Consider the following 22711-nt stretch of genomic DNA (forward strand, 5'->3'; position numbering starts at 1 on the left):
GATCTTGTGAGCATAGGTAAGCCTAACCTTGCTTTCCGGGCAGTCGTCAACCACTCTTTAGGGCAGCCTTACTTCACATGGGGAGGATCACTGGTGACCGAGCGTGTCCGGCCGTGGAGGGCCGATCCGTATCAGTCCGGGAACTCGGGGCAGTTGCTGACGGCGTTGGAAGCGCTGATGCTCGCCGGAGCACACCTGCACTCCGGCGGCCGGTTCGCCGACGTCGGCTGCGGCTCGGGTGAGCTCGCGCAGGCCATGGCCGCGCGCAACTTCGAGGTCGTCGGCAACGACTACTCGCTGTCCATGGTCGAGGCCGCCAAGCAGCGGTGCGCCGGACTGCCCGCCGAGTTCGACGTCCAGGACGCGCACGAGTTGTCGTTGCCGGAGAACAGCTTCCAGGTCGTGCACTCGTCGTGGATGATCCACTGGCTGAGCGACGCGGCGACCGCGGTGCGCGCGATGGCCCGTGCGACGACGCCCGGCGGCCTGGTCGTGCTCCAGTGGAGCTGCGCGCAGCCGCGGAAGGACGGCTTCGCACTGAGAGACGTCGTGAACTCCGTGATCGCCCGTCCGGCCTGGGAGCAGCGCCTCGCGGACACGCCCTTCAGCACCTACCAGCACCCGCACGACGAGGTGGCCGCACTGCTCAAGGCAGAGGGCCTGGACATCCTGCACGTCGAGACCGATGTGCAGGCACAGGAGGGCAACGGCGACCCGGAGGCGTTGCGGCGCGGGCTGAAGGCGGCCGCGTTCCACACCCAGGCCGAGGTGCTCGGCGACGACGCGGACAAGTTCATCGACGAGGTCATCCACGCGTTGCTCGACGGCGGAGCGCTGAACCCGCACAACGCCAGGATCATCGCGCGCAGGCCCGGCATCACGCAGGCCGCCGTGCGCCGCTTCCCTTTGTCGGTAGGGCATCTCGAGGTCGAGTCCACTGAGGACATCTCACCGCTGATGCGCCGCATCAACTTCCGGGTCGACGCGCCCCAGCTCGAACCGCTGCAGCCGGCCGAGACGATCACCTTGATCTGGCCGGCGGAAGACGCCAACGAGGTCGTACTGCCCGAGACCGGAAGGTGGCGCTTCCCAGCGCACGCCGGCCGTCAGCACACCGCGAACCTGACCATCCGCGAACTGAACGGCGACCGCCTCACCGCGGACTTCTTCCTGCACGGCGAGCACGGCCAGATGTCGCGCTGGGCCGCGAAAGCCAAGCCCGGTGACCGCATCGGGTTCGGCGGCAGCCGCGTGCACTGGGTGCCGGACCCGACCGCGGACTGGGTGCTGTTCGCCGGCGACGAGACCGCGCTGCCGTCCATCGCGGCCATCGCCGAGACCCTCCCCGACGGCCGGCGCGCCATCGCGGTGATCGAGGTCCGCGACGAGGCCGAACGGATCGAGCTGGCCAACGTCGAGGCGCACTGGATCTTCCGTCGCGACCGCGAACCCGGCACCACCAACGAGATCGAGGAGACCGTCCGGGCGCTGGAGTTCCCGGAAGGCCGCGCCCAGGTGTGGGGCGGTGGCGAGTCGTTGCTCATCCAAGGCCTGCGCAGACACCTGGTGAGCGACCGCGGCCTCGCCCGCGACCAGGTCTGCGTGCTCGGCTACTGGAACCGGCCCAAGGGGGAGACACAGTGAGATACTGGGAGCGTCAGGTCGCGTTGTCGGCCGATCCTCTTCGCGTGGCCGCCACCCTCGCGGCAACGTCCACAGAGGACAACGTGCTGTACGAGAACCAGGGCTCGATCTGCTGGGGCGAGGGCGCGTACGCCACGGTGACCACCAGGGCGAACGAACCGCTGTCGGCGGTCGCGGACCAGCTCGCCGAGGTCGGCGTCGAGAACTGGCGCGCGTACGGCTGGGCGACCTTCGAACTCGCGCATTCGTTGCACGGACTGGAGAACGTGCCGGAGACCGACGCCGTCACGTTGATGATCCCGAGGCGCGAGGTGCGCTTCGAGAACGGCACGGTCCTGCTGCGCGCGATCACCGCCGCCGACGTCGACGCGCTGGAGTCACGGCTCGCGGACGCCGTGCTGACCGGTGGTATCGAACCCGCCGAGGCACGGGTCGAGGTCGACGTCGAGGACCACGACGCGGAGAGCTACCGGCACGCGGTCGCGGCGGGCATCGCGGAGATCCGTTCCGGCGCGCTGGACAAGGTGATCCTCTCGCGCGTCGTGCCCGTGCCCGAAGACATCGACCTGCCCACGACGTACCTCACCGGCAGGCTCGCCAACAGCCCGGCCAGGTCGTTCCTGCTGCGCCTGCACGGCTGGGAGGCGCTGGGCTTCAGCCCGGAGATCGTGATCGGCGTGAGCCCCGACGGCCAGGTGGTCACGCAGCCACTGGCCGGCACGCGTGCGTTCTACGGCGACCACGAGACCGACCAGGCGAGCCGCGACGAGCTCTACCGCGACGCCAAGGAAGTCTTCGAACACGCGATCTCGGTACGTCTGGCAGCGGTCGAACTGTCCACTGTGTGCACGCCGTCGTCCGTGCGGGTCGAGGAGTTCATGAGCGTGAAGGAACGCGGCAGCGTGCAGCACCTCGCCTCGCAGCTCTCCGGCGAACTCGCACCGGGCCGCACCGGCTGGGACGCGTTCGCCGCGCTCTTCCCGGCCGTCACGGCGTCCGGCATCCCGAAGGCGCCCGCGTGCGAGCTGATCCGACGCGAAGAAACGAAATCCCGTGGCCTCTACAGCGGCGCGGTGCTGACGGTGGATCACGACGGCACGATCGACGCGGCGCTCATCCTGCGCAGCGTGTTCCGCAAGGACGGCAGCACCTGGCTGCGGGCGGGCGCGGGCATCGTCGCCCAGTCCACGCCGGAACGCGAGCTGGAGGAGACGCGGGAGAAGCTGCGCAGCGTCTCCCGCTTCCTGGTTCCCGCAAGGCAGTTCGCCTCAGCTGATTAAGCGTGCGCTGCGGCGCGATCTCCCAGCCAGGCAACGACTTCCTCAGCGGGCAACGGCTCGCTGAGGAAGTACCCCTGCACCACGTCGCACCCTGCCTCGGCCAGCGCCGTCCAGGTGTCCTGGTCCTCGACACCCTCCGCGACGGCCTGCAGCCCGAAGTTCCTGGCCAGGGCGACGAGAGCGTGCACGATCGCGCTGTCCCCGGCGTCCGTGCACATGTGCGTCACGAACGACCTGTCGAGCTTCATCTCGTGGACCCGCATGCTGCGCAGGTACGAGATCGACGAGTACCCGGTGCCGAAGTCGTCGATCGACAGCCGCACCCCGAGATCGGTCAGGTGCCGCAGCACGTCCACCGCCCGGTCCGGGTCGGAGATGATCGCCGACTCGGTGATCTCCAGCGTCAGCAGCCGCGCGGGCAGCCCGTGCCGCTTGATCAGATCGGACACGTCACCCGGGAACTCCGTGTGCAGCAGGCAAGCCGCGCCCACGTTGACCGAGACCGGCACCTCCCAGCCCGCGTCCTGCCACGCCCGGCACTGCCGCAGCGCGGCGTCGATCACGTACCGGGTCAGCGGCTCGATGAGGCCGTTGTCCTCGGCGATCGGGATGAACTCGTCCGGCCGCACCAGCCCGCGGGTCGGGTGCTGCCAGCGGGCCAGCGCCTCGACGCCGCACACCGCGCCCGTGTCGGCCAGTGCCTTCGGCTGGTAGTGCAGGAACAGCTCGCCGCGGTCGATCGCGTGCCGCAGCTCGGTGACGGCGGTGAGCTGCGAGGCGCCGCGTTCGTGCAGGCGTGCGTCGTAGACGGCCACACCGGACTTCTCGCGCTTGGCCGCGTACATCGCGATGTCCGCGTGCCGCAACAACTCGTGGCCGTCCATGGAGTCCACAGGGCACAACGCCACACCGACGCTGCCCGCGATCTCCAGCTCCAGACCCTCCAACGTCACCGGCATCGCCAGCGCGCCGAGGATCTTCTCGGCCACCATGGTCGCGTTCTCGGCCGAGCCGACACCCGGCAGCAGCACCGCGAACTCGTCGCCACCCAGCCGTGCCACCAGATCCGTGTCGCGCACGGCCCACGACAGACGGTTGGCCACCTGACGCAGCAACAGGTCTCCGGAGTGGTGCCCGAGCGAGTCGTTGACCTCCTTGAACCTGTCCAGGTCCACGATCAGCAACGCCAGCGGCTCGTTCTTCTTGCACGCCTTGTTGACGGCCGTCTCCATGCGACGCGCGAGCAGTGTCCGGTTCGCCAGACCCGTCAACGCGTCGTGGTGCGCCTCGTGCTCGTTCTTGGCGGCCTGGCGCAGGATCTTGCGGCGGTGTCCCAGCAGGACCATGCCGAACAGTCCCACCAGGAACGCGTCCAGCACGAACGCGAGGATCTGCGCGACCCGCAGGCTCGCGTTCTTCTCGTCCGCGGCACGCAGGTACTCGGTGGTGTCGAGGCGCTTGGCGCCGATCTGCGTGGAGATCTGGCGGCGCAACGACGAGTGCGCGAGCGACGCCTGGTCCGCCTGCAGCGGGTCGCCGTCGGCGATCACCTTGCGCAGGATCGCCCCGGTCTGGTCGTACAGAGGCAACAGCCGCGAGGCGACAGCGACGTCGTCGGGCTGCCCCTTCGTCCGCAGCCACTCCAGCTCACCGCGCGCGGAGGCGACGGAGTTCTGCAACGGCTCGATGGTCTGCTCGGTCCGCTTGACCTGCAGGTCCCGCAACGCGTTGTCCGCGACGTTGATGTGCTCCAGCACGCGGCTCCACCGCTCGCTGGAGTCGTTGAGGTCCCGCACGTGCGCGGTCGTGGCCTGCGCGGACACGCTGCTCCACAGCGCCAGTCCCGCCAGGACCAGCAGCCCGGCCGTCAGCCCCGCCGTCGCCACCCGTGCGGTGGCGCGGCCTTCCCAAAGCCTCACCGTGCCTGCTCCAACGGTCGCACCCAGCTCGCCGGATCCTCGACGAAGCTGTCGATCTGCGGCTGGAAGAACTCCCTGCGCGCCTTTTCGGATTCCTGCCGGTGCAGGATCGAGTCGAGGTTCGCGGTGGTCACCGTCAGCCCCGGCGTCTCGATCCAGCCCTCGGGCAATGTCGCCATGCCCCTCGCGTGCCGTGCGAGCAACCAACCCGCGACGGCTCCCTTCAGATAGTGCTCCGGCGAGATGGTCGCCACCATCACGCCGTCCCGCACCGCCTGCAACGTTCTCGGGTCGACCCCGAAACCGCCCACCAGCCACCTCGCCGACTTCTCGGTCCTGATCGCGGCGAGGTTGATCCCGTCGCAGTCACCGGTCCCAACGAACGCGAGGGCGTCGGGGTTCGCGGCGATGAGTCGGCGCCAGGCGTCACGATTGGCCTCGTCGTCGCGCTGCGTGTCGAACGGCCCCAGCACCAGTACTCCCGGTAGCTTCTCGGCGAATCGCCCCCGAATACCGTCCGCGCGGTCGTCGAACCCGGCGAGTCCCGGTGAGGTGTTTCCCAGCACCACAGTCCCGGTCGCGTTCGAGGGCAATCGGCGCATCAACTCGTCAGCCAGCTTTTCGCCGAGTTCGTAGTTGTCGTTACCGATGTGCAGTTTCACGCCTGAACTCGCGGTGAGTCGCATGTCCACACCGACGACGGCGACGTGCTGGCTCAGCGCATCGCCGATGGCCGGTGCCATCAGCGCCGGTTCGGACGTGGCGACCGCGATTCCGCCTTTCGCGGCGAGCGTCAAATCGGCGAACAACTCGACTTCCTTGTGCCCGTCCTGGCCGGGCGGCCCGGTCACGGTGGCGCTGACGCCGCCGATGCGCCCGACGCCCTCGTGGAACCCGCTGGTCATCTCCTGCGCGAACGAGCCGCCCGTGCGCTTGACGACGAAACCCACGTGCGGCAGCGCGTCGGACTTGGCAGCGCCGCCGCAGCCGGATAACAGCAACAGACCCAGCACCAGCGCCGCAGCTCGCATCTATGACCTCGGGCTCGCTCGACTGACGGGTGATTGATCTCGCTAGAGCGGCCGATGCTACATCGCTTGGTGCCAAATCGGGATAACGCCTCCCAATACCGGGAAGCGCTTTCACGTTGCAGAACCGTCAGGCGGGTTCGTAACCCAGGTTGGGGCGCAGCCACTGCTCGACTTCGGCGAGCGGCTTGCCGTAGCGGCGTGCGTAGTCCTCGACCTGGTCACGGCCGAGGCGTCCCACGGTGAAGTACTTGGCGTCCGGGTGCTGGAAGATCAGGCCGCTCACGCTCGCCGCCGGATACATGGCGAACGACTCGGTCAGCCCGACACCGATTTCGTCGGCGTTCAGCAGGTCGAACAGCTCGTGCTTCACCGTGTGGTCCGGGCACGCCGGGTAGCCGAGCGCGGGCCGGATGCCGCGGAACTTCTCCGCGTGCAGGTCGGCGAGCTCCGGCTGGGCGTCCGGCTCGAACCAGTCGCGGCGGGCGCGCAGGTGGATCCACTCGGCGAACGCCTCGGCGAGCCGGTCTGCCAGGGCTTTCACCATGATGGCCCGGTAGTCGTCGTTCTTGGCCTCGTAGGTCGCGGCCAGCTCGTCGGCGCCGTGGATCGTGACGGCGAAGCCGCCCAGGTGGTCACCTTCCGGTGCCACGTAGTCCGAGAGCGAGCGGTTGGGGCGCGACACCTGCTTCTGCGTCTGCTGGCGCAGCATCGGGATGAGCGTGCCGTTCTCCAGCTGGATGTCGTCACCCGCGGAATGCGCGGGCCAGAAGCCGTAGACGCCCTTTGCCGTGAACGAACCGTTGGCGATGATTTCGTCGAGCAACTTGGTGGCGTCGTCGAAGAGTTCGCGTGCCACGGGCTGCTCGAGGATCGCGGGGAACTTGCCTTTCAGCTCCCAGGCGAGGAACAGGAACGTCCAGTCGACGAACTCGCGGAGTTCGCTGATCGAAGGCGTCAGCACTCGGGTGCCGGTGAATGCGGGTGTCGGCAATTCGGTGAAGTCGACTTTTTCCGCGTTCGCACGAGCGGCTTCGAGACTCAGCATCGGCAGCTGCTTGCGGTTTTCGTGCTGCTCGCGCAACCGGGCCTGCTCGGCGCGGTTCGCGATGTTGAGCTCGTGGGCGCGCCGGTCGTCCAGCAGATCCGAAACCACGCCGACGACCCGCGACGCGTCGAGCACGTGCACGACCGGCTCGTCGTAGACCGGGGCGATCTTGACGGCGGTGTGCTGGCGGGACGTGGTGGCGCCGCCGACGAGCAGCGGCAGCTTCATGCCGCGGCGCTGCATCTCCTCGGCGACCGAGACCATCTCGTCCAGCGAAGGCGTGATCAGTCCGGACAGACCGATGACGTCGGCGTGCTCCTTGATCGCCGTGTCCAGGATCTGCGCGGCCGGGACCATCACGCCGAGGTCGATCACCTCGTAGTTGTTGCAGCCCAGCACGACGCCGACGATGTTCTTGCCGATGTCGTGGACGTCGCCCTTGACCGTGGCCAGCACGACCTTGCCGTTCCCGCCCGCCGTCGCCTTGGGCTCGGCGTCCATGAACGGTTCCAGGTAGGCGACCGCGCGCTTCATCACGCGGGCGCTCTTCACGACCTGGGGCAGGAACATCTTGCCCGCGCCGAACAGGTCGCCGACGACCTTCATGCCGTCCATCAACGGGCCCTCGATGACGTCCAAAGGCCGGGGGAGGGCTTGGCGGGCCTCTTCGGTGTCCTCTTCGATGAAGTCGACGACACCGTGCAGGATCGCGTGCTCCAGGCGCTTGCCGACCGGGGCCTCGCGCCAGCTCAGGTCGATGACGCGCTTCTGACCCGGACCCTTGACGGTCTCGGCGTGCGTGACGAGCCGGTCGGTCGCGTCCTCGCGGCGGTTGAAGATGACGTCCTCGACCAGTTCCAGCAGGTCCGGCTTGATGTCCTGGTAGACGACGAGCTGGCCGGCGTTGACGATGCCCATGTCCAGCCCGGCCTTGACGGCGTGGAACAGGAACGCGCTGTGCATGGCTTCGCGGACGACGTCGTTGCCGCGGAAGGAGAACGACAGGTTCGAGATGCCGCCGCTGGTGCGGGCACCCGGACATCGCTGCTTGATGAGCGGCAGCGCGTCGATGAACGCCTTCGCGTAGCCGTTGTGCTCCTCGATGCCGGTGGCGACCGCGAGCACGTTCGGGTCGAAGATGATGTCCTCGGCCGGGAAACCGAGCTTCTGCGTCAGCAGGTCGTAGGCACGGCCGCAGATCTCGACCTTGCGCTCGGTCGTGTCCGCCTGGCCCTGCTCGTCGAACGCCATCACGACGACACCGGCGCCGTAGTCGCGGATCGTGCGGGCCTGCTGCAGGAAGGGCTCTTCGCCTTCCTTGAGGCTGATCGAGTTGACGACGCCCTTGCCCTGCACGCACTTCAGACCGGCCTGCAGCACACCCCAGCGCGAGCTGTCGATCATCACAGGGATGCGGGCGATCTCGGGCTCGGTCGCGATCAGGTTCAGGAACGTCGTCATGGCCTGCTCGCCGTCGAGCAGGTCGGCGTCCATGTTGACGTCCAGCAGGTTCGCGCCACCGCGGACCTGGTCCAGCGCGACCGCGAGCGCCGCCTGGTGGTCGTCGGCCTCGATCAGCCTGCGGAACTTGGCCGAGCCGGTGACGTTGGTGCGCTCACCGATCATCACGAAGCCGGTGTCGGGGCCGATCTCGAACGTCTCCAGGCCGCTGAACCTGGTGGTGTTGCGGGGCTGGGGCACCTCGCGGGCGGGCGTGGTGCGCACGGCGTCCGCGATGGCCTTGATGTGCGCGGGCGTGGTGCCGCAGCATCCGCCGACGACGTTGACGATGCCGTTGCCCGCGAAGTCCTTGAGCAGCGTGGCGGTCTCGTCCGGCGTCTCGTCGTAGCCGCCGAACGCGTTGGGCAGACCGGCGTTGGGGTGGCAGGCGACGTAGGTGTCCGCGAGCCGCGCCAGTTCCGCTACGTGCGGGCGGACCTCCTTGGCGCCCAGCGCGCAGTTCACGCCCACGACCAGCGGCTTCGCGTGCTCGACCGAGTTCCAGAACGCCTCGACGGTCTGACCCGACAGCGTGCGGCCGGACAGGTCGACGATCGTCACCGAGATCCACAGCGGCAGATCCGGGGCGACCTCGCGGGCGGCGGTGACGGCGGCCTTGGCGTTGAGCGTGTCGAAGATCGTCTCGATCAGCAGGAGGTCGACGCCACCCTCGTGCAGCGCGGCGATCTGCTCGGCGTAGGAGGCCTTGACCTGCTCGAACGTGACGGCGCGGTACGCGGGGTCCTCGACCTTGGGGGAGAGGCTCAGCGTGACGTTGAGGGGGCCGACGGAGCCTGCGACGTATCGGTTGGGGTGTTCGTTCGCGGCCTGGCGGGCGATCTTCGCGGCGGCGATGTTCATCTCGCGCACGCGGTCCTGCAGCCCGTAGTCGGCCTGGCCGATCGACGTGGCGGTGAACGTGTTCGTGGTCGTGATGTCCGCGCCCGCCGCCAGGTACTGCCGGTGCACGTCGAGCACCAGGTCCGGCCGCGTGAGGTTGAGCAGGTCCGGGTCACCGACGACGTCCATGTGGTGGTTCGCGAACTCGGTGCCGTGGTAGTCCGACGGCGAGAGCTTGGCCTGCTGGAACATCGTGCCCCAGGCGCCGTCGAGCACGGCGATCCGCTGGTTCAGCAGTGACTTGAGACCGTCCACGCGCGCTCCCGAAACGTCGTCGGAAGCGCCCTTGTCACGTGGTGGTGCAAGGCCGAGCGTGGCGGGTCCGGTGGAGCCCGTTGCAGCGCTTCTCGGCCTCGCGTTTCAGAATAGCGCGGCTGACCACGGGGCAGGAACCGGTCTCACTTCGTAGGATGAATCACGTGACCGGAAAGCGTGCTTTGGTGCTGGGCGGCGGTGGCGTCACCGGAATCGCTTGGGAGACAGGGATTCTGCACGGACTCGCTGCTGAGGGCGTCGACCTGTCGGAAGCGGACCTGTTCGTGGGGACGTCCGCGGGATCCGTGGTGGCCACGCAGTTGGCGGGCGGTACCGCGTTGAGTGACCTCTACGCGGGTCAGTTGTTGCCGCCCGATGGGGAGATTCCGGCGCGGCTGACGCCCCTGATGATCGCTCGGTACGCGCTTTCCTACGCGTTGCCCGGGAGCGCTGCCCAGAAGCGGGGCAGGCTGGGACGCGCGGCGTTGAAGGCGCGCACGCCGTCCGAGGAGTCTCGTTTGGCGGTGTTCTCGTCTCGACTGTCTATTTCGGACTGGCCTTCGCGTGATCTGAAGGTGACGGCCGTCGACGTGTCCGATGGCCGGTTCGTGGTGTTCGACCGGGACAGCGGGGTGCCGCTGGTGCGCGCCGTGGCGTCCAGCTGCGCGGTGCCGCTGGTGTGGCCGCCGGTGACGATCGACGGTCACCGCTACATGGACGGCGGGATGCGGTCGGTGGCCAACGTGGATCTCGCGGCCGGGTACTCGCGGGTCGTGGTCGTGGCGCCGTTGACCCGGTCGATCAGCCCGGCGGCGACTCCGCAGGCGCAGGCCGCCCGGCTGGGTGTGCCGTCGATCGTGGTGAGCCCGTCTCGGGAGGCTCTGGCCGCGATCGGCTCGAACCTGCTCGACCCGGCACGCCGCAAGCCGGCCGCCGAAGCCGGCTTGGCGCAGGCCGCCGCTGTCGCGGATGCCGTCCGCGAAGTCTGGGACTAGGGACTGTTCGATCGAGCAATAACTGGTCAGTACCTCTTGTCCGGCGCGTTTTGCCTGCTTACCGTCGCCAACCACTCGCATTGGATGTTTTGTTAACCAATTGCTGGAGGCGGTTGTGGGAGGCAGAACAGCGGCAGCGTTAGGCGCGGCAGGGCTCGTGGCCGGCCTGCTCGTGGCAGGCGTGACCAGTGCATCGGCGGCGGATCCACTGGTCTCGCAGGGCAAGGCGGTGACGGCGTCCTCGGTCGAGGGCTCCGGGTTCGAGGCGGGGAAGGCGGTCGACGGCAGTGCGTCGACGCGCTGGGCCTCGGCGGAAGGGCACGACCCCGAGTGGCTGAGGGTCGACCTCGGGTCCTCGCACACGATCAGCCGGGTTCGCCTCAACTGGGAGGCCGCGTACGCCAAGTCGTATCGCGTCCAGACCTCCGGTGACGGCTCGGCGTGGACCGACGTCTACTCGACCACGACGGGCAACGGCGGGTTCGACGACCTGACCTTGTCCGGATCAGGTCGGTACGTGCGGGTCTACGGCACCGCTCGCGGCACAACCTATGGGTACTCGTTGTGGGAATTGGAGGTCTACGGCGTGAGCGGTGGGAACCCGCCGACCACCACGCCGCCCACCTCCACGACCACGCCGACCACCACGACGACCACGACCCCGCCGACCACCACCACCACCACGACCACCACCCCGCCCTCCGGTCTCGGCTATCCGTTCGGCAGCCGTCGGCAGTCCTACGCGGCCGGCATCCTGCGCCCGTCCGGCAGCACGTCCACTTTGGACGCGGCCGTCGTCGACTACTACCAGCGCTGGAAGTCCGCGTTCGTCCGGCACAACTGCAACAGCGTCTGGTCCCAGGTCCTCGCGACCGACGCCGACCACACCTACGTCGCCGAAGCCCAGGGCTACGGCATGGTCGTCGTCGCCACCATGGCCGGCGCCGACCCGGACGCCCGCAAGATCTTCGACGGCTTCGTGAAGTGGAAGATCGACCACCCGTCCTCGATCGACCCGGACCTGATGGCCGCGGAACAGGGCGACGACTGCAAGAGCATGAGCGGCGGCGACGCGGCCACCGACGGCGACATGGACGTCGCGTACGGGTTGCTGCTGGCCGACAAGCAGTGGGGCAGCACCGGTACGTACAACTACAAGCAGCTGGCCATCAAGCACATCAACGCCATCAAGCGCAGCGAGATCAACCCGTCGACCAACCTGCTGCGCCCCGGCGACTGGGCCGACTCGGGCGACCCGCGTTACTACGTGACCCGCTCGTCGGACTGGATGGCCGACCACTTCCGCGCGTTCCGCAAGGCCACCGGTGACTCGGCGTGGGACACGATCCGCAACGCCCACCAGAACCTGCTGAAGACCATGCAGCAGAACTTCGCTTCGAGCACCGGCCTGGTACCCGACTTCGTGGAGCGGACGAACTCGACCCCGCGCCCGCCGGCCGGTGAGGTGCTGGAGGACCCGAACGACGGCAAGTACTGGTGGAACGCCTGCCGCGTCCCGTGGCGCGTCGGCGCCGACGCGGCCACCAGCGGCGACGCGACGTCGTTGGCCGCGGCCCGCAAGCTCAACTCGTGGGCTCGGACCAAGTTCGGCGGCAACCCCAACAACATTCGCGTGGGCTACCAGCTCAACGGCACGCAGATCTCCAGCGACGTGTCGGAGGCCTACACCGCGCCGTTCGCGGTGGCGGCGACGACCGACTCCGGCAGCCAGGCGTGGCTGGACGCGTTGTGGAACAAGATGGTGTCGACGCCGATCGGGAGCAACGACTACTTCGCGTCGAGCATCCAGCTGCAGGTGATGATCACGGTGACCGGCAACCACTGGGTGCCGTGACACGGGGCTTGACCTTGACCTAGGGGCAAGGTTGGAAGGTCTCTGTCATGAACAACGACTTCATGACAGAGACCGCCCTCCACTTCCAGATCCCCGGCGCCGCTGTCGGCGTCTTCCACGACGGCGAGGAGCACTTCTTCGTCCACGGTGTGACCAGCGTCGAGAACCCGTTGCCCGTCAACGAGGACACGCTGTTCCTGCTCGGCTCGGTCACCAAGACCTACACCGCGACCGCGATCATGCGGCTCGTCTCGCAGGGGCGCGTCTCGTTGGACGCGCCGGTGCGCACGTACGTGCCGGAGCTCGAGCTGGCCGACGACCGCGAGTTCACCGTGCGGCAGCTGCTCAACCACACGTCCGGCCTCGACTGGGGCACGCTCGTCGACACGGGCGAGGGCGACGACGCTCTGAAGAGGCACGTCGAGGAGCTCAAGACGCTCAAACTGATCGGCGCGGTCGGCGAGCGGCCTTCCTACAGCCAGTCCGGGTTCAACCTGGCCGGCCGGATCATCGAGAACGTCACCGGGCAGACCTACGAGCAGGCCATGGCGACGTTGCTGCTGGAGCCGCTCGGGCTGGGCGACACGCACTTCGACCGGGACGCGGTGATGACGCGCCGGTTCGCGGTCGGGCACGAGAAGGGCGAGATCGCGCGGCCGTGGAGGCATTGGCGCGCCAACAATCCCGGTGGTGGCATCGCGGCTTCGGTCAGGGATCTGCTGAAGTGGGCGCAGTTTCACCTCAGCGACAACGGGCTGGAGGAAATGCGCAAGCCCACTGCGGTCATGCGCGGCAGCAATCTCGGGGACGCGATCGGGGTGAGTTGGTTCCTGCGCGAGATCGACGGCGTGCAGGCGATCGGCCACGGTGGTTCGTCCAATGGGCAGTTCGCCGAGCTGTTGATCGTGCCCGAGCGGAACTTCGCCGTGGTGTCGATCGCGAACCAGGGGCCGGACGGGATTCCGTTCAACCAGGCCGTCGTGCGCGAGGCGCTTCGGCACCACATCGGTGTGCTGGACCGGGATCCGGAGCCGTTGCCGTACGACAGCGCCAAAGCGGCGGAGGTCGCGGGCAAGTACGACAACGACGCGATGGTCATGACGATCGAGGACACCGGTGAGGGCCTCGTGCTGGAGGTGTTGATCCGGCCCGAGATCCGGGAGAGCGCGGAGATGGAGCTGCCGGCGGACCACGCGCCGTTCCCGATGGGGTTGCTGCCCAAGGACGAGTACGTGCTCACCGAAGGCGCGTTCAGCGGACAGCGCGGGTTCTTCACGCGCGACGGGAACGGGCGGATCATCGGGGTCGATCTCGCCGGTCGGATGTTCGGCCGAGTGCGATGATGGCCGCATGATCACGATCGGTCAGCTCGCCCGGTACGCGGGCGTGACGATCAAGGCGGTGCGGCACTACCACAAGGTAGGGCTGCTGGCGGAGCCCGAGCGCGACCACTCCGGTTATCGGCGGTACTCCGCGCGGGACGCGATCGACCTGGTCAAGATCCGCACGCTCGCCGAGGCCGGGGTGCCGCTGGCTCGCGTGAAAGAGCTGATGCGGGCGGGCGAGGAGGAGTTCGCCTCGTCGATCACCGAGATCGACGAGGCGCTCCGCCGCCGTGAGGAAGAGATTCGGCTTGCGCGCCAACGGGTTGCGCGGCTCACGGCGGGCAACTCGCTGTTCCTGACGCCGGAAGCGGCCCGGCTGCTGGCCACGCTCGAGGAGATCGGTGTCAGCGAGCGCGGCGTCGCGATGGAACGCGAGGTCTGGGTGCTCATGCAGGCGGTGGCGCCGGACGAGGCCGCGATCTGGCTCGCGGACAAGGCCGACTCGCTCGAAGACCCCGAGTTCCGGCAGATCTACCAGGAGTACGACGAGGCGTTCGGGTGGTCGCAGGACGACCCGCGGCTGCCGGCCCTGGCGAAACGGGCGGCCGAGTGGATGAGCACCAGAGACGCATTGCCGGTGGCGAACCCCGAGATCGCCGCGCTGGCGATGGAGGCGGCCGGTGCGTCGTCACCGGCGTGGAACCGGATGGCGAAGCTCTAGGACCACTTCAGGAGCACGAAGTCCCTCTCAGCTGACTTGAGTCTGGCTTGAGCGCGTCCGTCCTACGATCGTTCCATGCGGATTCGACGCTTGTTCTGCATGATCCTGGCGGCCGTTCCGGTGCTGGCGGGCACGGGGACGGCGCAAGCAGGAGAGCAGCAGTTGTTGTACTACAACCACGCTTGGGGAACCTTCGACCGCGCCACGGCCGACGCCGTCGAGCACTCCCCGTACGTCAAGGAGTTCGCGAACTTCGAGGTGCGCACGACCACCGGCGCCGACGGCAAGGTGTGGACCGGCCGGTACCTGCGCGGCCGGGAGACCTACCTGGAGATCTTCGGTGTCGGCGACGTCGGCGGCCAGGACGGCGAGCTCGGCGCGGCCGGTCTGGGTCTCTCGACCGAACGCGACGGTGACGTCGACGCGGTGAAGTCGCGACTGGTCGCGGCCGGCAACACCCCGACCGAGTTCCTGCAGACCCGCGACTTCGGCGACCACAAGCCGGTGCCGTGGTTCGACGCGCTGCTCATCACCGAGACGTACGACAGGTTCGGCGCGTGGGCGATGGAGTTCCGCGACGAGTACTTCGCCGACCCGCGCAGCCAGACGGGACCCGCGCGGTTCCCCGGCGACGTCTCGCGAGAGCGCTATCTTCCGGACGGCTACAAGGACAAGCTGATGCGCGACGTCAGCCTGATCCAGATCGACGTGACCGCGCGCGACCTGGCCGCGACGGTGCCGTTCCTGCGGGCCGGCGGGTTCTTCGTGCGCACCGAACCGGGCCGCGTGGTGGCGTCGAAGGGCGGCACGACGATGCGGTTCGACGAGGTCGCGATGGGCCACACCGGACTCAAGCGGGTCGAGTTCGACCTGAACCGCGCGGTGCGGCCGCACGTCGAGTGGCTGGGCACGTCGACGCTGGTCGTGGGCCCGGGCAAGCGCGCGGTCTGGAGTTTCTGACACAGTTGAGTTGTGTCGCTGGTCGGACGAGAACGAGAAGAGCACCGCTTGGCCGCCCTCGCGGCGTCCGGTGGCTGCCTGCAGATCGTGGGAGAGCCGGGCGTCGGCAAGTCCGCGCTGCTCAGCACGCTCAGCGGCCACCGGGTCGTGGGCGTCGAGGCCGAGCGGGACCTGCCTTACGCCGGACTGCACCAGGTTCTGCACCCGTTCCTCGATCTGTCCACATTGTCCAGTGTGCGGCGCGGTGCGCTGGAGGTCGTGTTCGGACTCTCCGACGGTGCCGCGCCGCCGGTCCACCTCGTCGGGCTGGCCGCGCTCGATCTGCTGAGCGGCGCGGTCGTGCTGGTCGACGACGCCCACTGGCTCGACCAGGCGAGTCAGGACGTTCTCGGGTTCGTCGCGCGCCGGTTGACCGACGGGGTGCTCGTCGTGACGTCGCGGAAGCCGTTGTTCGAGGGCGTGTGCACGCTCTCGTTGGAACCGTTGGCGTTCACCGGCACCGACGAGAACGCGGCGTGCCTGCTCGAGCAGACGGCGGACCGCGAGCTGAGGCGTGGTGGTGCGGCGGCCGCGATCCGCGCCTTGGAGAACGCCGCGCGGCTCGGTGAGGATCGCGGGCAGGCCAGGAGGTGGCTGAGGGCGGCTGAGCTGGCTGCTGAGGCAGGACGTCGGGAGGACGTCGAGCGGATCCTGCTGGAGGTTCGCGGGCTGGACCTCACGCTGCGGGAACGTGCGTTGGTGACGTGGTTGCCGAGTGCGTTCGACGACGGCGTGGGGGAGGGCGCGGCGGGGCCGGGGGAGCTGGTCGGGCTGGCTGAGGCCGTGGTGGCGGACGGCGATGTCGAGCTGGGGATGCGGATCTTCTGGAGCGTCGCGATGCGGTGCTTCTGGGTCGAGCCGGGGACGGCGGTGCGCGAGCGGATCGCCGCTGTGGCAGCAAGGCTGCCGATCGATCCGTGCGACCCGCGCATGATCGCGATGGCGGCCTACGTCAGACCTGTGGAACAGGGTGATTCCGTCATCGCGGCTTTCCGCAACGGAATGCCGGACGAACCCGCGACGTGCCGCCTTCTCGGCAGCGCCGCTCTCCAGGTCGGCGCCTTCGAGGAGTCGGTCCGCTTCTCCGTTGCCGCACAACGAGAGTTCCGCGCCCAAGGCCAGTTCGGACTGCTGGCCAGGTCTCTCGCCGTCGAAGCATGGAGCCGAACCCGCCTGGGCGACATCGCCACCGCCGAACCCGCCGCCGAGGAAGCCGCCAAGCTGGCCGAGGAAACCCACCAGCCCTACATGCTCGGACTGGCCAAAGCGGTCCAGGCCGAAATCGCTGCCCTCAAAGGAAACTACGAAGAGGCGAACCAGAAAGCCGCCGAAGCCGAGCGAATCGGTCTGGCGGCGGGTGCGCGACCGGTGCTGGCCACCGTCCAGCTCGCCAGAAGCCTTGCCGCGCTGGGAGAAGGTCGCTACGCCGACGCGTTCGCCGCTGTCCGGCGCATCCACGACCCGGCGGATCCGGCCTACCAGCTGGCACTCCGCCGCTACGTGCTGCCGGAACTCGCCGAAGCCGCCACGAGAAGCGGCAACCAGGACGAAGCCTGCAAGATCGTCGAAGAGCTCGACACCACCACGAGCTCACCCGCGCTGGCGTCCGGACTGCGGTACGCCCGCGCCCTCCTCGCACCGGACGACGAGGCAGAAGCCCGGTTCACCGCCGCTCTGGAGGCCAAGAGCTCGCCCTGGGACCGCGCCCGCACCCACCTGGCTTTCGGTGCCTGGCTGCGCAGGCAACGCAAGGCAACCCAGGCCAGGCCCCACCTGAAAGCAGCGGCGGAGGCGTTCGAGGCGTTCGGCACCAAGGACTGGGCGGAACGCGCCCGCGAGGAGCTCCGAGCGTCCGGCGAGTCGCGCAACGGCACGGGCGAGCTGACCGAGCACGAGCTGACCGTCGCGCGCATGGCCGCCGACGGCCTGACGAACAAGGAAATCGGCGAACGCCTGCACCTCTCACACCGCACGGTCAGCACGCATCTGCACCGGATCTTCCCCAAACTCGGCGTCACCGCACGAGCCGAACTCAAACAGGCGCTGATGACGTACGACGACACCGTCACGTGACGCTCGCGAGCCGCGAAGATCACCAATACGGTCGAGAGCATGATCAGCAGGAGGCAGTTCTCGCAGGCACTGGCCGTGGCGGGCGTGGCGGCACCACTCGTCACCGCACCCGCGCAGGCAGCTGGGTCCAAGCCCGCGTGGGGCGCGATCAAGCAGGTCAGGGCCGGCGTGCTGGACATCGGGTACGCCGAGCTGGGCCCCGCTGACGGCCCTGTCACGATCCTCCTGCACGGCTGGCCGTACGACATTCACAGCTACGTCGACGTGGCGCCGAAGCTCGCCGCGCAGGGGCATCGCGTGCTGATCCCGTACCTGCGCGGGTACGGCCCGACGCGGTTCCTGCACGCGCACACCATGCGCAACGGTCAGCAGTCCGCGCTGGGGGCGGACGTGATCGCGTTCATGGATGCCCTCAAGATCCGCAAGGCCACGCTCGGCGGGTTCGACTGGGGTGCGCGGACGGCGTGCATCACGGCGGCGTTGTGGCCGGAGCGGGTGAAGGCGCTGGTGTCGGTCAGCGGGTACCTGATCGTCAACCTGAAGCAGAACCAGGAGCCGCTCAGCCCGCAGGCCGAGCTGGGCTGGTGGTACCAGTACTACTTCTCGACCGAGCGCGGTGTGAAGGGCTACACGCAGAACACCTACGAGTTCAACAAGCTCATCTGGAAGCTGGCCTCGCCGCAGTGGAACTTCGACGACGCCACCTACGCCCAGAGCGCCACGGCCTGGAAGAACCCCGACCACGTCGCGATCGTCATCCACAACTACCGCTGGCGCCTGCAGCTCGCGGAGGGCGAGCACCGCTACTACGGACTGGAGCGCAAGCTGCAGACCCGGCCCGTGATCACCGTGCCGACGATCACGATCGCCAGCGACTTCGACGGCCCGAACAAGCCGGGCACCGGCTACCGCGACAGGTTCACCGGGCCCTACGAGCACCGGATCATCGACGGCATCGGTCACAACGTGCCGCAGGAGGCGCCGGACGCGTTCACCCGCGCCGTGCTGGACGTGTGAACGACGCCTGAAGCTCAGGCCCACTCGGAGATCAGCCGCAACGCCGCCAGCCGTGCGGCGCGGACCACGGCGATCGGCGTGTAGAGGTCCTTGTCGTGCCACAACGGCGGATGCGCGTCGGTCGACCGCAGGAACCCGGCCGCCCACAACGCCGCCTGCCGCGCCCGGTGGTTCTCCGGCGCGCACTGCAACAGCAGCAACACCGAGTACGCCGTCTCCTCGGCCGTGCCGCCCCATCGTCCCCACGAGCCGTCGGAACGTTGAGTCCCGAGCACCCACTCGACCGCCCGCGACACCATCGGCGTTCGCCCGCCGGTCCGGAACAGGGCCTGCGCACAGCACAACGTCGCGTAGTAGGGCGAGGCGTGCCACTTGTCCCACCAGCTGCCGTCTGCCCCCTGCGACGACGCCAGATAGGCAGTGATCTTCGCGATCACGGCACCGACGCGCGGCTGACCCGCGTAGTACTCGCCGAACGCGTCCAGAACGTGCGCGTTGGTGCTGGTCGACGGCGTCTGCTCGTCCGGGAAGCACACGAAGTAGTCGTCGGCCTCGTAGTTCCAGAGCACGTCGATCGGCCCCGGCGCACCCAGCCTGGCCAGTGCGTACAGCACCACGGCGGTGTCGTCCGCATCCGCGGGCAACCCGGTGCTGGCGGGAGCACCGGACGGTCCCACCGCGGCAGTCAGTCGCTCGGTGAGACCAGGAACCTGGATCCCGGCATCGGTCAGCAACGCCACCACCCACGCCGGCTCGAACACGTTGATGCACGAGATACCGCGAACCGCGCCCTTGTCGAGCGACTGCAGGTGCTGCAACACCCCTACGGCCTCGTGCTCGGACCGCTCACCCAGCCACGCGGCAGTGGCAGCAGCGGAACCGCACACCACACCGTTCACCGGCCGCACCACAGCGGCCTGGCGCGCGTCGCCGCCCAGCGCCTCCAGCGAGTGCCACGCCTTCTCCGGAATCGGCTGTCCACTTCGGACTCGCGCCCGCAGCCCCATCAGCGCCCGGTAGTCCATCGAGCCCGGCAGGTCCACGCCGATCGACCCGGCGAGCCACGGCACCACCAGCTCGGCCGCGATCGTGTCCGGAATGGACACCCGAGGCTGCCGCAACACGGCCATGCCACGCTCCACCGCCCGCTGCACAGGCTCACGGTCGCGGACTTCCTCCCGGCGCAGCACCGCGGACAACGCCTCGACTGCGCTCAGCGTCGGCACGTACTCGTACCCGTCCGGCGCACCCCAGCTCCCGTCGGCGTGCTGCGAGGTCAGCACGAACTCGAGCCGTTCAAGATGGCCGTCGAGCCAAGGCGACGACGAGAGCAGCCGCGCCGTTTCGTACACGGAGGGGGAGACCTGGCCGAGCGGGTCGGAGCACACGGCCGCGACGAGGTCGGACACCGCTCGGTCGTCGTGTTCGGTCCAGCTGGTGGGCATTCGGGACTCCTCGGGGAAACGTCCCGCGCACCATAGGAATCCCAAGCCCTGACTAAAGGTTCACGAGCCCGAGGTGTGGCGGATCGGCGACGCCCGTCTCAGCGGGCGGTGGCCGATCCGCCACATCCGGTCTCAGTTCGCGGGAGGAGTCAGGATCCCGCCCGCCGCCGTCCGGATGCGCAGTGAGGAAGTCTGCGCATCACGCACGATCCGGTCGACGTCGTACGCGACCAACCGGCCGCCGCGCTTGACCATCCGGCCGTCCGAGAACACCGTGTCGACGTTCGCCGGAGTCGCGGCCTGCACCAGCGTCGTCTCGAACAACCCGCCCGGCGCGAGGTTGATGTCGTTGGTGCGCACCAAGATGACGTCCGCCCGCTTGCCCACGGTGATCGACCCGGTGACGCCGCCCAGCCCCAGCGCGCGGGCACCGTTGATCGTCGCCATCTCCAGCGAGCCCCGGAAACCGGCTTCCGGGATGAGACGCATCGTCTCGAACATGTCCGACGGCGCGATGGACGTGGCGTCCGACGACAGCGACACCACCACGCCGGCAGCGCGGAAGCCGAGCAGAGCCTCCTTCTGTCCTCCCGTGCCCAGCCGGTACTCGGAGTGCGGCGCCCAGCTCAACGGCGTCCCCGTCCGGGCCATGATCTCCATGTCGCTGGGCAACGCCGTGATGTAGTGGCACAGCAACGTTTTCGGGCCGAGCCAGCCACGGCGTTCGTAGTCGGCGGCGTCCACGATCCGCGGCGGTGCCTGACCCGCGTGGATCGCGATCGGCAGACCACGCCCGAGCGCTGCCTCCATGTCCGCGATGAACGCCGGCTCGGTGCTCTGCGACAGCCCGCGCAGGTTGATGCCCAGGTGCACCAGCCCGTCGAACGCACTCCCCTGGGAGAAGTACTGCTGCCGCACGCGATCCACGTCCGTGAGGTCCATCGGTACGTCGCGCGGCATCTGGTCCACGTGCCCGTACGAGAACCGCGCGCGCAGCAACCCGTCGCGGTGTGCCCGCAACTCGGCGTCGGCGTGTGCGGGGGAGCGGGTGTTGTTCGACCAGTTGTGCACCGTGGTCACGCCCGCGTTGGCGAGCTCGGCCAGTCCGAGCAGGACGCTGCGGTAGACGTCCTTCGCCTCGTACAGCAGCGACGTCGCCCGCTTCGCCGCGAAGTACGGGAACCCGTCGGCCACGTAGTTGCGGCCGATCGCGCTCCACATGTGGTGGTGCGTGTTGACGAAACCGGGCATGACGATCATGTCGGTCGCGTCGACGATCTTCGCGCCGCGGGCGTCGAGGTCACGCCCGACCGCCGCGATCTTGCCGTCGTCGATCAGGACGTCCGCGCGCGGCAGCACCCCGAGCGCCTGGTCGACGGTGACGACCGCGCCACCCCGGATCAGGTAGCGGCCTCGCTTGGAATGCTCGGTGGTGTCAGCGGTGGCGGGCACAGTGCCGGTGGCCGAGATTGCTAAAGCGGCACCAAGGGATTTTGTGAGTGTCCTTCGGTTGATCATGCGGCCTCCAAAGGCAGGGAGAGCCTGCATGCTCGCTCGCGGACGCCCTTTCTGTCACGAGCGTGGAAGATCCACAGCTCACCGCGCCTGGTCGAGCGGGCGCAGTTGCTTGTCCGGATTTCCGGTGAGCGCGTCGATCTGCGGCCGCGCTGCCTCGAGCCGCGTGCCCTCGGTGGATTGGCGGCGAATGATTTCGTCCACGTTGGACGCCTGCACCGTCAGCCCCGGTGCCACGAACCAGCCCTCCGGCAGCTTGCGGCCGTTCTTGGCGTGCTCGGCCAGCAGCCACCCGGCCACCGCGCCCTTGAGGAAGTGTTCGGCCGACACCGACGCGAACAGATGGCCTTCCTTCACGCCCTGCAACGCCTTGGGATCCAGGCTGAACGCCCCGGCCAGCCACGTCGCCTTCTTCTCGGCGTGCACGGCGGCGAGGTTGATCGCGTCGACGTCACCGGAGCCGAGCAACGCGAGCGCGTCGGGGTTCGCGTCGGCCAGTCGTTGCCACGTAGCGAGATTGGCTGGCAGGTCGCGCCCTGTGTCGAGCGGCCCGAGCACCTGCAGCTTCGGCATCCGTTCGAGCAGCCTCGCCCGCAGCCCGGCGGTGCGCTGGTCGAGCGCGGGCATCGCGGGGGAGTTGCTGCCGATCACGATCTTGCCGGCGCTGTCCGGCGGCAGCTTGTCGGCCGTGGCGTCCGCGAGCATCTTGCCGAGCTCGTAGTTGTCGTTCTCGATCAGCAACTTCACCCCGGTGCCCGGCGCGACCTGCCCGCCCGCGACCGCGATCATCGGGATGCCCTGGCCGGTCACCTGCGCCATCGGTTCGGCGACCAGTTCCGGCGCCACCGCCGACAGTCCGATGCCCGCCTTGGCCTTGGGCGCGAGATCCTTGAGCAGTGCCGCCTGCTTCAGTCCGTCGTGCGTGTCCGGCCCGGTGACCTCGGTCTTCACCCCGCCGGAGATGGCCGCGCCGGCTCGGAAACCCTCGCTCATCTCCTTGGAGAAGTCGCGGGACATGTTCTGCGAGACGAATCCGATGGTGGGAGGTTCATCCGACGTTTGTCCACCGCTGCATCCGCTCACCCCCGCCACGATCAGCAAAAGCGCAGGTAGGGTCACATGGATGCCGCGAACCATGGGAATGCCCAATCGTTTGATCCCTCAAAGCCGACGAGGCTAGCGCACATCGCCC

Annotated in this window: 15 protein-coding genes and 1 riboswitch; of the genes, 9 read left to right on the forward strand and 6 right to left on the reverse strand. The window is 68.6% G+C overall.

Translation table 11 applies throughout. The features are described 5' to 3' along the window. The first annotated feature begins 93 nt into the window (after nt 1–93). Together AB0M24_RS42075 and AB0M24_RS42080 are read left to right on the forward strand one after the other, a co-directional pair. Entirely contained in the window at nt 94–1644 is a 1551-nt protein-coding gene (locus tag AB0M24_RS42075; protein WP_363779724.1) for an SIP domain-containing protein, read from the forward strand. Beyond that, nucleotides 1641–2924 carry a salicylate synthase gene (locus tag AB0M24_RS42080; protein ID WP_363779726.1) on the forward strand — a complete coding sequence of 428 codons (1284 nt, stop codon included), beginning with the start codon at nt 1641–1643 and terminating at the stop codon, nt 2922–2924. Before AB0M24_RS42075 ends, AB0M24_RS42080 begins: the two co-directional genes overlap by 4 nt. Here AB0M24_RS42080 and AB0M24_RS42085 read toward each other — a convergent pair. The 3 genes from AB0M24_RS42085 to metH form a co-directional block, all read right to left on the reverse strand. Then, complete coding sequence (locus AB0M24_RS42085; RefSeq protein ID WP_363779728.1) at nt 2921–4843, reverse strand: bifunctional diguanylate cyclase/phosphodiesterase; 1923 nt, start codon at nt 4841–4843, stop codon at nt 2921–2923. The two genes, AB0M24_RS42080 and AB0M24_RS42085, sit on opposite strands and share 4 nt — an antisense overlap. Further along, nucleotides 4840–5874 carry a sugar ABC transporter substrate-binding protein gene (locus AB0M24_RS42090; protein ID WP_363779730.1) on the reverse strand — a complete coding sequence of 345 codons (1035 nt, stop codon included), beginning with the start codon at nt 5872–5874 and terminating at the stop codon, nt 4840–4842. Before AB0M24_RS42090 ends, AB0M24_RS42085 begins: the two co-directional genes overlap by 4 nt. Nucleotides 5875–6001: 127 nt before the next feature. Continuing rightward, a complete protein-coding gene (gene metH, locus AB0M24_RS42095; RefSeq protein WP_363779732.1) occupies nt 6002–9574 on the reverse strand; it encodes a methionine synthase in 3573 nt (1190 codons plus the stop codon). A 16-nt stretch (nt 9575–9590) separates the two neighbouring features. Continuing rightward, nucleotides 9591–9674, reverse strand: a riboswitch (S-adenosyl-L-homocysteine riboswitch). A 64-nt stretch (nt 9675–9738) separates the two neighbouring features. On the opposite strand from metH, the gene AB0M24_RS42100 reads away from it, so the two are divergent. The 7 genes from AB0M24_RS42100 to AB0M24_RS42130 all read left to right on the forward strand — a co-directional run bounded on the left by AB0M24_RS42100 (nt 9739) and on the right by AB0M24_RS42130 (nt 18559). Continuing rightward, on the forward strand, nt 9739–10569 hold the full coding sequence (locus AB0M24_RS42100) for a patatin-like phospholipase family protein (RefSeq protein ID WP_363779734.1): 831 nt from the start codon (nt 9739–9741) through the stop codon (nt 10567–10569). 115 nt (nt 10570–10684) lie between these two features. Then, nucleotides 10685–12424, forward strand: coding sequence for a glycosyl hydrolase family 8 (locus AB0M24_RS42105; RefSeq protein ID WP_363779736.1), 1740 nt, complete (start codon nt 10685–10687; stop codon nt 12422–12424). Between the two features lie 47 nt (nt 12425–12471). After that, nucleotides 12472–13767 carry a serine hydrolase domain-containing protein gene (locus AB0M24_RS42110; RefSeq protein ID WP_363779738.1) on the forward strand — a complete coding sequence of 432 codons (1296 nt, stop codon included), beginning with the start codon at nt 12472–12474 and terminating at the stop codon, nt 13765–13767. A 7-nt stretch (nt 13768–13774) separates the two neighbouring features. Continuing rightward, a complete protein-coding gene (locus tag AB0M24_RS42115; RefSeq protein ID WP_363779740.1) occupies nt 13775–14470 on the forward strand; it encodes a MerR family transcriptional regulator in 696 nt (231 codons plus the stop codon). Nucleotides 14471–14545: 75 nt separating this feature from the next. Continuing rightward, nucleotides 14546–15430 (forward strand): DUF5829 family protein, encoded by an 885-nt coding sequence (locus AB0M24_RS42120; RefSeq protein WP_363779742.1) that lies wholly within the window; start codon nt 14546–14548, stop codon nt 15428–15430. Nucleotides 15431–15442: 12 nt separating this feature from the next. Continuing rightward, nucleotides 15443–17542, forward strand: coding sequence for a LuxR C-terminal-related transcriptional regulator (locus tag AB0M24_RS42125; RefSeq protein WP_363779744.1), 2100 nt, complete (start codon nt 15443–15445; stop codon nt 17540–17542). Nucleotides 17543–17581: 39 nt separating this feature from the next. Further along, a complete protein-coding gene (locus AB0M24_RS42130; protein ID WP_363779746.1) occupies nt 17582–18559 on the forward strand; it encodes an alpha/beta hydrolase in 978 nt (325 codons plus the stop codon). Between the two features lie 14 nt (nt 18560–18573). On the opposite strand, the gene AB0M24_RS42135 is transcribed toward AB0M24_RS42130, so the two are convergent. The 3 genes from AB0M24_RS42135 to AB0M24_RS42145 all read right to left on the reverse strand — a co-directional run bounded on the left by AB0M24_RS42135 (nt 18574) and on the right by AB0M24_RS42145 (nt 22656). Continuing rightward, a complete protein-coding gene (locus AB0M24_RS42135) occupies nt 18574–20004 on the reverse strand; it encodes a prenyltransferase/squalene oxidase repeat-containing protein (RefSeq protein WP_363779748.1) in 1431 nt (476 codons plus the stop codon). 132 nt (nt 20005–20136) lie between these two features. Further along, entirely contained in the window at nt 20137–21522 is a 1386-nt protein-coding gene (locus AB0M24_RS42140; RefSeq protein ID WP_363779750.1) for an amidohydrolase family protein, read from the reverse strand. Between the two features lie 78 nt (nt 21523–21600). Then, nucleotides 21601–22656 (reverse strand): sugar ABC transporter substrate-binding protein, encoded by a 1056-nt coding sequence (locus AB0M24_RS42145; protein ID WP_363779752.1) that lies wholly within the window; start codon nt 22654–22656, stop codon nt 21601–21603. Nucleotides 22657–22711 lie beyond the last annotated feature (55 nt).

The organism is Lentzea sp. NPDC051838, from assembly GCF_040681245.1.
GTDB lineage: Bacteria > Actinomycetota > Actinomycetes > Mycobacteriales > Pseudonocardiaceae > Lentzea.